Source organism: Anaerococcus porci (assembly GCF_034090325.1).
Taxonomy (GTDB): domain Bacteria; phylum Bacillota; class Clostridia; order Tissierellales; family Peptoniphilaceae; genus Anaerococcus; species Anaerococcus porci.
Map to the genome: position 1 here is coordinate 1 of NZ_JAXDSU010000048.1, position 8017 is coordinate 8017.

The window sequence follows — 8017 nt, forward strand, 5'->3', positions numbered from 1 at the left end:
AATATATAATTTTAAAAAAAGGAGGTATTATGAATTATTTCGTATTAGTAGGAATACTTATTATAGTTATAGGGTTTGCCCTAAAACTTGATGTAGTAGCAGTCGTTTTATTATCAAGACTTGTTACATGTCTTGTTTAAGGAATTAGCCTTATCGAAGTACAAGACTTAATTGGTAATGGATTTTTAAACAATAGGTACATGTATTTATTTTTATTAGGTTTACCACTTATAGCAATTATGGAAAGATATGGCTTAAAGGAAAGAGCTGCTGAAGCTATCCAAAAAATTAAATCAGCATCAGCGGGAGCTGTTATTGGTCTTTATATAGTTATAAGAACAGTAGCTGCAGCACTTTCTCTTAGACTTGGTGGTCACATACAATTTATTAGACCAATCATTCTTCCTATGGCCCAAGGTGCAGCAGAGAAAAATCGTAAGTTGACAGACGAAGAAGTCGAACAATTAAAGGCTCTTGCAGGAGCTAGTGAAAACTATGGAAACTTCTTTGGTCAAAACATCTTCCCAGTTTCAAGTGGGGTATTGTTAATGCAAGGTGTACTTGCTGAAGCAGGTTATAATGTAACAGCTGCAAGCATTGCCAACACATCTATTTTTGCAGGTGTTGCAATGATTGTTATAGCTCTTATCCAATGTTATTTCTTTGAAAGAAAGATAAGAAAGGGGGATAAGAATGTTTGATTTTATCTACCAAAATACAGTAATAATTGATGAGATTATTTATATAATATGTGGTCTTATATGTCTACTTGCAGGCTTTAAGGGACTTTCTAACGAGAAATCTCCTATAGGAACATTTCTATTTTGGACAATCTTAGGATTCTTATTTGCCTTTGGTAAATTTATAATTGATAAATTTGAGTTTGGTGGTGCTTTTATAGGTGCAATGCTTATGGTAATCGCTGTTATAACAGTAACCAATAATGTAAAAATGGGTGAATTTAAAGAACAAACAGAAGAACAAAAGAAAAAATACGGTAAAATTGCTGGAAACAAAATCTTTATCCCAGCCTTTGCTATGGGAATTATAGCTATGATTATGGCTCAATTTAAGTCATTTAAAATCGTAGTTGATACAGCAGAAGATGGGTCTGAAGTATTCTTTGGATTCTCAGCAGCCCAAGTTTTGGGTATCACTTCAGTTATAGCAATAGTTCTTGCAGTTGCTATAACACGTGCAAACTTTAAGGAAACAAAAGAAGACACAGCCAAGATGCTTATGCAAATAGGTTCATCATCACTTTTACCACAACTTTTAGGAGCCTTGGGTGGAATCTTTGCAACAGCAGGAGTTGGAGAAATTATAGGAGCTGGTATGAGTGCTATCGTTCCAGCAGAATCAAGAGTATTTGGTGTAATAGCATATTGTATAGGAATGGTTCTATTTACTATGATTATGGGAAATGCCTTTGCAGCCTTTACCGTAATGACCATAGGAGTTGCAGTTCCATTTATTATAGGAAATGGTGGAGACCCAGCAATTGTTGCTTCATTGGGTATGACTTGTGGTTTTTGTGGTACTCTAATGACACCAATGGCAGCAAACTTTAATATAGTACCAGCGGCAATACTTGAATGTGAGGATGAAAAATCAATTATGAAAATTCAAACTCCAGTTGCCCTTGCACTTATAGTTGCTCATATCATTTTAATGCTTGTTTTAGCATTTTAAGTAAAATAATTTTATTTTAAACTGATTTTTAAAGTTATACATAAGTCTTCTTTAAGAATCAGTTTTTAAATTCCCTAAAAGTATATTTTAACCTAATATCTAAATAAAATTCTCAAATGTCACTTATGTTACAGATATCAATGGAAACTCAACGCTACAATAAAGGTGGTTAATATTGATACAAAGAATATTTGTATATGTTTATTATGTGAAACACTAAAAGGAGATATTATGAGAAAGCATATAAAAAACAATGTTTCTTGGGTTGGGAAAATAGATTGGGAACTTAGAGAATTTCATGGTTCTGATTATTCTGTAGATAAGGGATCAAGTCAAAATTCCTACCTAATAGAAGAAGAAAAAACAGTATTAATAGATACAGTTTGGCAACCTCATTCAAGTGAGTTTTTAGACAATTTAAAAACTGAAATAGACTTAGAAAAAATAGACTACATTGTAGCTAACCATGGTGAAGTTGACCATGCTGGCGCCTTAGTTGAAATTATGAAAGAAATTCCAGATACCCCAATATATTGTACAGCAAATGCCAAAAAATCAATTATTGGCCAATTCCATCATCCAGAGTGGAACTATCAAGTTGTAAAAACTGGAGATAGCCTAGATATAGGAAACGGTAAAAAACTCATATTCGTAGAAATGATGATGTTACACTGGCCAGATTCAATGGCTACATATCTTACAGAAGATAATATCTTATTTTCAAACGATGCCTTTGGCCAACATTATGCTGTGTCAGAATTATTTAATGACAAGGCTGACCAATGCACTTTATGGGAACAAGCTATAAAATATTATGCAAATATCCTTAATCCATTTTCAAACTTTGTTACAAAAAAGATTGATGAAATAGTTGAACTAAACCTTCCTATTGATATAATTGCAACAAGTCACGGTGCTATATGGAGAGACAATCCTTTACAAATAGTAGGAAAATATGCTGAATGGGCAGATGCTTATCAAGAAGATCAAATAACTGTTGTATATGATACAATGTGGAATGGTACAAAATCAATAGCCCATGAAATCGGAAAAGAAATTGAACTTCAAGCACCAGATACAAAAGTTAAAGTTTTAAGTATTCCTCATGTGGACAAAAATGACATTATGACTGAAGTATTTAAATCAAAAGCTATAGTACTTGGTTCTCCAACATATCTAAATGGAGTTTTGGCAACTGTTGCTAAATGGTTATATTTCTTAAAACAACTTAAATTTAAAAACAAAAAAGCAGCAGTTTTTGGAACATATGGTTGGTCAGGAGAAGGAAATAAAGTTTTAAGACAATCTCTAGAAGAGTCTGGTTTTGAAGTTATAGATAAAGAAATTAAAGTTAATTACAATCCTGAAAAAGAAGACTTAAGTGAAGCAAAAGAACTAGTTTCTGAACTTCTTAAGTCTTTAGAGAAATAACAGATTCTAAAGAAACACTTTAATTAGCTTTGTAGAATTATCAGAAGCTCCTAATAAATATTTTGAAAAATAAAAAAGGGGATTTGCAGATTACTGCAATATCCTCTTTTTTTATTCTTCTATAATGTATGGGTTTCCAATAAGTCTTGAATTAAAGTAAATCTTTGCTGCATCTTCTACGTATTCTGCAGAAATAAAGGCACTTTCTAAATCTTTACCACATGAAACTACACCATGGTTTGCTAAAAGACATGAATTTCTGTCCTTTAGATAAGGAATTATAGACTCAGCAAGTTCTTTGCTTCCAGCAGCTTCAAAAGGTGCAACTTTTATATCTCCACCTAAAAAAGGTTTCATTTCAATTAATATCAAGGGAATATTAACTCTAGAAACTGCAAATGAAGTAGCTACAGTAGAATGAGTATGGACTATGGCTTCATAATTTGGATATTTTTTGTATATTTCAAGATGCATCATCCACTCTGATGATGGCTTTTGCTCTTTTTTATATGCTGAACCATCTTTATGAATCCTAACTATATCTTCTTCTTTCATACTTTCATATGATAAACCAGATGGGGTAATATAATAGCTATCATCATTTTCTTTAATTGATATATTTCCACTTGTTCCTGCTACAAGACCTAGATTATAAAGTTTTTTTCCTGCTTCTACTAATTTTTTCCTATAATTCATACTTACTCCTTTATTATTCTTATACCTGATTTCTTAAACTTTCTAAAAATATCATCTCTTATGTTTTGATCAGTTATAATCATATCTACCAATTTAGTTTCACAAAAAAATTTGGCAGTATCATCAGAAAACTTGGTATAGTCCATCAATGCAATACTTCTATCTGAACGACTAATCATCTTACTTCTTAAAAGTAAATTATCAAAATTATTATCTCCAAATCCTAAATCATGGTTTATAGTGGCAAAGCTTACAAAAGCTATATCCGACTTATAGTTTTCTATGTTATTCATAGTCAAAGCTCCCATAAAAGAATTACTATGTTTACTATATTTTCCTGCAAGAATAAAAAGTTCTATATTATTTGATTGACAGACTATATTCGCTATATCCATAGAATTGGTAATGATTCTTACACAAAGCTTTTTCTCAACCATTAGCTTAGCCAACTCTATACAAGTAGTAGAATTGTCAACAAAAATAGTATCCTTGGTATGGATATATTTTATAGCAAGCTTTCCTATATATTGTTTTTCCTTCTTGCATAAATTTTTCTTTACTAGATTTGAAATACCAAAATACTTTTCATCTGTTGAGACTGCTCCACCCCTAGTTCTTTTTAAAACATTTAAATTTTCTAATGCTATAAAATCTTTCCTAATAGTCTCCTCACTTACATTTATCTTTTTTGCAAATTCTTTTAAATTTAATAAGTGATTTCTATCTAGTTCTTTAATAATTTTATTATGTCTTTCTTCTTTAAGCATATTAGCTCCTACATTCCAATTTTTTCCAATTATAATAATATGATAACCTATAAATCTTAAAATTTCTAGTTTTTTATCATCATAAAATTCCAACTTTTTACAATAATATCTTTATTTTTTGTTTTTAATTTGTTATACTTATTGTAAATAAACTTAAAGGAGGTTTTATGAAAAATTCAAAGATATCCTTATTTGACCTCATAGGTATAGGAGTGGGGCAAATTATAGGATCAGGAGTTATGATTCTAACAGGTATTGCCATTGGAAAAACAGGACATGGTGTTCCCCTAGCATTTATTGTAGCAGGAATTATTGTCGCTATTACCAATATATGTCTTGCAACCCTAGGTTCTGCAATACCAGCAAATGGAGGACAATATACTTATGTAAGAGATCTTATAGGAAAGAAGGCAGGATTCTTCTATGTAGCTTTACTTGCAGCAGGACAACTAGTTTTAGCAAACTATGCAATCGGTTTCGCAGAGTATATGAAAGAACTGATTCCCAGTATAAATGTAAGTATTGTTGCTGGTATAATGATGACAGTTGTATTTTTAGTAAATATAATGGGAGTTAAAACAGCAGTAAGATTTCAAAATTTACTAGTTATAGTGCTGGTAATCTCTATTGGCCTATTTATAGTATTAGGCTTTCCAAAAATCACCACATTCAAACCTTATACCCAAATGAAGACTATTATGCCAAATGGTTTTACAGAGTTTGTAGCTGGTATTTTCTTGGTAAGATTTTCTCTTGTTGGTGCTGAATACATAAACGAATTTGGTGAGGATGCTGAAAATCCCGGCAAAAATATTCCGCTAGCTATGATAATTTCAACTGTATTGGTTTCAATAATATATTTATGTGTTGGTTTTGTAGCAACTGGAGTACTTCCTATTGAAGAAGTTGCTTATAAAACTTTAGGAAATGTAGCAAATGAAATATTCACGAAACCTATTTACTATTTCTTTATGGTAGGTGGTGCTATGTTTGCAGTTGCATCTTCTTTAAATGCTGTTTTTGCGTGGGCTCCTAAAGGATTAGCTGTTGCTGTTGAAGATGGTTGGTTGCCTAAAATTTTAGCTAAAAGAAATAAGAAATTTAATACCCCTCACTTCCTTTTACTAATATTTTATATTCTTGGAATGATTCCAATAGTAACTGGTGGAACACTTGAAATAATTGCTGTTTTAGGAAATAATATAGGTCTAATATTTGCAGCGATGCCTATTATAGCTGTTATGTTTCTACCGAAAAGAAATAAAGAAGCTTATGAAAAGGCTTACTTTAAACTTCCTAGATGGGCTATGACTGTTCTACCTATATTTTGCCTGTTTGTATTTGCAGGTGGGTTTTATTCTAATATTGACTTTATAGGTCCATTTGGTATAGGGGTTATGTTTATCTATTGTGTAATAGTCGCCATTTACGCTAAGTTAAGAGAACCATATGTAAAAATAAGGAGTAAAGATGATAAATAAAAAATCTTATGATTCTTATAAAAAATCAGCTGATTATATAAAATCAATAATAAAAGATGAAGTATCTTATGCAGTAGTTTTAGGAACAGGTCTTGGAAAGCTATTAGATATTATGGAAGATAAGATAGAAATACCATATACAGATATACCTGATTTCCTAGAATCTACCGTAAAAAGTCACCCGGGGAAGTTTATATATGGAAAACTTTCTGGAAAAAAAGTCTTATGTATGGCTGGAAGATTCCATTATTATGAAGGATATGAATATAGTGAACTTGCAAGACCAGTATATGTTATGAAACTTTTAGGTATAAAAACCCTAATTTTAACAAATGCAGCTGGTGCTATTAATTACAATATTCATCCTGGTGATATATGTCTAATAACAGACCACCTAAACTTTGCATCTGTTAGTCCAACCAGAGGAAATAATCTATATGAGTTTGGGGAAAGATTTTATCCAATAGATAACTTATATGATAAAGAATTAAGAAAAGTAGCAATAGAGTCAGCAATCGAAGAAGGTTTTGCCTTAAAAGAAGGAGTTTACTTCTATACAGTGGGGCCTTTTTTTGAAACACCAGCAGAAATTAGAGCTATGAGACTTTTAGGTGCAGACATGGTTGGTATGTCTACCTTAACAGAATCACTTACAGCAGGCCATTGTGGTATAAAGGTCTTATGCCTATCTCTTGCAACAAACTACAGTTCAGATAGGATAGAAAATATGGACGGAAGTGAAGTGGAAGAAGTTGCTGAAAAAGCATCAGATAAGTTCCAAAGACTTATTTTAAATATCTTAAAGAAAATATAATAGAAAGGAGTACTCGTGGAAAGATACGATTACAATTTGCCTTATATGCTCCAATATGAACATGTGGCTTGGTATGAAGAAGGAGAAGTCAAAATCTTAGATAGGAGAATATATCCAAAAGAAGTATCATACGTTAATTGTAAATCATACATGGATGTTCGCCAAGCTATAAAGGACATGGTAACCCAAAGTGCAGGTCCTTATACTGCAGCTGGAATGGGAATGGCTCTTGCAGCTTATCAGGCAAGAAATCTTAAAGATGATGATAAAATAGAGTTTCTAAAAAATGCGTCCGAACAAATTGCAACCGCTCGCCCAACTACAGAAAATAGGATGAGAAAAATTACTGAAAATAGTCTGGATATTGGAATTAAAGCTATAAAAGAGAAGAAAGATCCAGCTGAAGCTATTAAGAATGATACCATAAAATCTCTTAATAGAAGATATTCAACTATGGAAATTGTAGCTAAAAATCTATGTTTACTTATAAAAGATGGGGATAAGATTCTAACTCAATGTTTTGGCGAAACAATTATCGGAATGATGTTAAGAATCCTAAAAGAAGAAGAGAAAAATGTAAGTTTTTACTGTGCCGAAACTCGTCCATACTATCAGGGAGCAAGACTTACAGCAACTTGTTGTAGTGAAATGGGATTTGAAACAACCATTGTTACAGACAATGCCATAGCATATCTTATGGAAAATATTGGTATAGATTTATTTACATCTGCAGCTGATACAATCACAAGAGATGGAAATGTTGCTAATAAAATAGGAACCTACCAAATAGCTATACTTTCTAAACATTTTAATATTCCTTACTATGTAACAGGTATACCAGATGATGATAAATATACAAGAGAGGATATTACTATAGAAATGCGTGACCCAAATCTTGTCCTAGAAGGAAGAACGGCAAAAAATGTCAAAGCACTGTATCCTTCATTTGATATAACAGGAAAGGAATTTATAGATAAGATAGTAACTGATAAGGGAAACTATGATCCTGAAAATCTCCACACATATTTTGATAGTGAAACCAAGAGATTTTATTAGTTTTATAACACAAAAATAGAATTTTTATTAATTTATAAAAAGCGAGATTAAAAACTCGCTTTTTACTATGATATAAAGTC

At 31.6% G+C, this 8017-nt stretch carries 8 protein-coding genes; 6 read left to right on the forward strand and 2 right to left on the reverse strand.

Annotated elements, in window-relative coordinates; all coding sequences use genetic code 11:
- Nucleotides 1-152: 152 nt before the first annotated feature.
- The 3 genes from SOR60_RS04865 (at nucleotide 153) to SOR60_RS04875 (ending at nucleotide 3123) form a co-directional block, all read left to right on the forward strand.
- Entirely contained in the window at nucleotides 153-701 is a 549-nt protein-coding gene (locus SOR60_RS04865; protein WP_320595375.1) for a 5-oxoproline transporter, DUF969 family subunit, read from the forward strand.
- Nucleotides 694-1692 (forward strand): DUF979 domain-containing protein, encoded by a 999-nt coding sequence (locus SOR60_RS04870; protein ID WP_320595369.1) that lies wholly within the window; start codon nucleotides 694-696, stop codon nucleotides 1690-1692. Before SOR60_RS04865 ends, SOR60_RS04870 begins: the two co-directional genes overlap by 8 nt.
- Before the next feature lie 231 nt (nucleotides 1693-1923).
- A complete protein-coding gene (locus SOR60_RS04875) occupies nucleotides 1924-3123 on the forward strand; it encodes an oxygen-binding di-iron domain-containing protein (protein WP_320595370.1) in 1200 nt (399 codons plus the stop codon).
- A gap of 111 nt (nucleotides 3124-3234) precedes the next feature.
- Here SOR60_RS04875 and SOR60_RS04880 read toward each other — a convergent pair whose 3' ends face one another.
- Together SOR60_RS04880 and SOR60_RS04885 are read right to left on the reverse strand one after the other, a co-directional pair.
- On the reverse strand, nucleotides 3235-3819 hold the full coding sequence (locus SOR60_RS04880; protein WP_320595371.1) for a class II aldolase/adducin family protein: 585 nt from the start codon (nucleotides 3817-3819) through the stop codon (nucleotides 3235-3237).
- Nucleotides 3820-3821: 2 nt separating this feature from the next.
- Complete coding sequence (locus SOR60_RS04885) at nucleotides 3822-4586, reverse strand: DeoR/GlpR family DNA-binding transcription regulator (protein ID WP_320595372.1); 765 nt, start codon at nucleotides 4584-4586, stop codon at nucleotides 3822-3824.
- A 167-nt stretch (nucleotides 4587-4753) separates the two neighbouring features.
- Between SOR60_RS04885 and SOR60_RS04890 the strand changes: the two genes are divergently transcribed.
- Genes SOR60_RS04890 through SOR60_RS04900 form a run of 3 tightly spaced genes read left to right on the forward strand, consistent with a single transcriptional unit; the run spans nucleotide 4754 to nucleotide 7937 of the window.
- A complete protein-coding gene (locus tag SOR60_RS04890) occupies nucleotides 4754-6067 on the forward strand; it encodes an APC family permease (RefSeq protein ID WP_320595373.1) in 1314 nt (437 codons plus the stop codon).
- Nucleotides 6057-6881 carry a purine-nucleoside phosphorylase gene (locus SOR60_RS04895; RefSeq protein ID WP_320595374.1) on the forward strand — a complete coding sequence of 275 codons (825 nt, stop codon included), beginning with the start codon at nucleotides 6057-6059 and terminating at the stop codon, nucleotides 6879-6881. Before SOR60_RS04890 ends, SOR60_RS04895 begins: the two co-directional genes overlap by 11 nt.
- 15 nt (nucleotides 6882-6896) lie before the next feature.
- A complete protein-coding gene (locus SOR60_RS04900; RefSeq protein ID WP_154540445.1) occupies nucleotides 6897-7937 on the forward strand; it encodes a s-methyl-5-thioribose-1-phosphate isomerase in 1041 nt (346 codons plus the stop codon).
- Nucleotides 7938-8017: the final 80 nt, after the last annotated feature.

Excerpts from the sequence above, each read along its gene's own strand:
- SOR60_RS04870 (WP_320595369.1), top strand. The coding sequence starts at position 694 with ATGTTTGATTTTATCTACCAAAATACAGTAATAATTGATGAGATTATT.
- SOR60_RS04875 (WP_320595370.1), top strand. The coding sequence starts at position 1,924 with ATGAGAAAGCATATAAAAAACAATGTTTCTTGGGTTGGGAAAATAGAT.
- SOR60_RS04880 (WP_320595371.1), bottom strand. The coding sequence starts at position 3,819 with ATGAATTATAGGAAAAAATTAGTAGAAGCAGGAAAAAAACTTTATAAT.
- SOR60_RS04885 (WP_320595372.1), bottom strand. The coding sequence starts at position 4,586 with ATGCTTAAAGAAGAAAGACATAATAAAATTATTAAAGAACTAGATAGA.
- SOR60_RS04890 (WP_320595373.1), top strand. The coding sequence starts at position 4,754 with ATGAAAAATTCAAAGATATCCTTATTTGACCTCATAGGTATAGGAGTG.
- SOR60_RS04895 (WP_320595374.1), top strand. The coding sequence starts at position 6,057 with ATGATAAATAAAAAATCTTATGATTCTTATAAAAAATCAGCTGATTAT.